Raw genomic sequence first — 1,415 nt, 5'->3', positions numbered from 1 at the left:
CTGCCCGCCCTGCGCGCGGCCGGCCGGGCCGGGGCCGCCGCCGTCGCCGTCAAGCTGGACGGCCCCGGCCAGGCCGACGCGCTGCGCGAGGCCGCCACCGACGCCGGCGTCGCCCTGCTCTCGGTGCGCCGCGAGACCCGCTGGGAGCACCTGGACTCGCTGGCCCGGGCGATCATCGCCGGCCCGGACGCCCCGGACGCCCCCGGCGCCCCCGAGCCCAACGCGGGCGACCTCTTCTCCCTCGCCCAGACCGTCGCCGTGCTCACCAACGGCATCGTCTCGATCGAGGACACCTCCAGCCGGGTGCTGGCCTACTCCCGCTCCTCCGACTCCGACGAGGTCGACGACCTGCGCCGGCTGTCCATCCTCGGCTGGCAGGGCCCGGAGCCGTACCTGTCCAAACTCCGTGAGTGGGGCATCTTCCAGCACCTGCGCAGCTCGGACACCCCGATCGCGGTCGAACCGCACCCCGAGCTGGGCCTGCGCCGCCGCCTGGCGGTCGGCATCCGGGCCGGGGCGCAGCCGCTCGGCACCATCTGGGTGCAGGAGGGCGCGCAGCCGCTGGCTCCGCTGGCCGAGCAGGCCCTGGTCGGCGCCGCCCGGGTCGCGGCCGCCCAGCTGGTGCGCCGCCGCCGGGAGCTGTCCGCGGACGTCCGGCTCACCCAGACCCTGCTCACCGGCCTGCTGGAGGGCTCGACCGGCCCCCAGTCGCTCGCCACCCACCTCGGCCTGGACCTGCGCCGCCCGGCCACCGTGCTGGCCTACAGCGCCCGCACCACCGACGCGCTGCGCCGCTCCGACGTCACCGGCCTGATCTCGGTGCACACCGCCGCCCGGCACCGCACCGCGCTGCTCGCCCCGATCGAGTCCCGGGTGTACGTGCTGCTGCCGGAGCTCCCGGCCGGGCTGCCGATGACCACCGTCCGAGGCTGGGCCGCCGAGGTGGTGACGGCCGCCCGGGACCACCTCGGCGTCCCGCTGCGCGCCGCGATCGGCTCGACCGTCGAGGGCCTGGCCCAGGTGCCCGACTCCCGTGCGCAGGCGGACCGGATCCTGGACGCGATGGGCCGCGGCGGGGTGGACCTGGATGTCGCGGCGCTGATCGACGTCCAGGCGGAGGTGCTGGTCAGCGAGATGCTGGCGCTGCTCCAGGAGCGCGCTGGCCTGCGCGACCCGCGGCTGACGGCGCTCACCGAGTACGACCGTCGGCACGGCACCCGGCTGGCCGAGTCGGTGCTGGCCTGGCTGGACGCCCTCGGCGAGGTCCGGGTGGCCGCGGACGCCCTGCACATCCACCCCAACACCCTGCGCTACCGGGTGCGCCGCGCCGAGCAGTTGACCGGCATCGACCTCGCCCAGCCGCAGCAGCGGCTGCTGGCGATGCTGCAACTGCGGCTGCCCGCGGACGAGTAGTC

General features: G+C 76.6%; 1 protein-coding gene. It reads left to right on the top strand.

Annotated features, from left to right (window positions below):
- Positions 1–1,413, top strand: a 1,413-nt coding sequence (locus ACFRMQ_RS40770; protein WP_380735984.1) for a PucR family transcriptional regulator, incomplete at its 5' end; no start/stop codon positions are given.
- Positions 1,414–1,415: the final 2 nt, after the last annotated feature.

Source organism: Kitasatospora sp. NPDC056783, from assembly GCF_042789895.1.
Classification (GTDB): Bacteria; Actinomycetota; Actinomycetes; order Streptomycetales; family Streptomycetaceae; genus Kitasatospora.
The sequence above is the reverse complement of the archived record's forward strand: the minus strand, read 5'-3'. Positions and strand labels throughout refer to the sequence as shown.